This is a genomic window from Fructilactobacillus sp. X2R6C1, assembly GCF_059901295.1.
This window is the reverse complement of the sequence record NZ_JBWXUZ010000015.1, coordinates 1-289: the sequence shown is the minus strand read 5'-3', so window position 1 is coordinate 289 and position 289 is coordinate 1. Positions and strand designations below refer to the sequence as shown.

Here is a 289-nt window from a genome sequence, read left to right as displayed (position 1 = left end):
CATTAATGGACCAGATCAGCAGCAAACAATGGGAGCATTTCAAAGTGTTAGTACAGTTTTAGAACCGGTTGGACAAGCTATGGGACTTTGGGTTTTATCGGCTATTCACAGTTATTCAATTGCTGGATATGTTAATGCGGGGACCTTTTTTGTTTCAGCAATGATTATCTGGGGCGGAAGAGAATTCATTAATTTTAATGTCCCAAAGGAACCTACCAAATTTTTAGCAGATGAAAAGGAACAAAACGTTTTTAAAATGACACAAATCATTTTACGCTCGGCATCAGGC

Annotated in this window: 1 pseudogene; it reads left to right on the top strand. The window is 38.4% G+C overall.

Going from position 1 to position 289, the window contains the following annotated elements:
- Positions 1–28: 28 nt before the first annotated feature.
- Positions 29–289 (top strand): annotated as a pseudogene (locus AC6UDF_RS07165) (hypothetical protein); the annotation flags it as partial.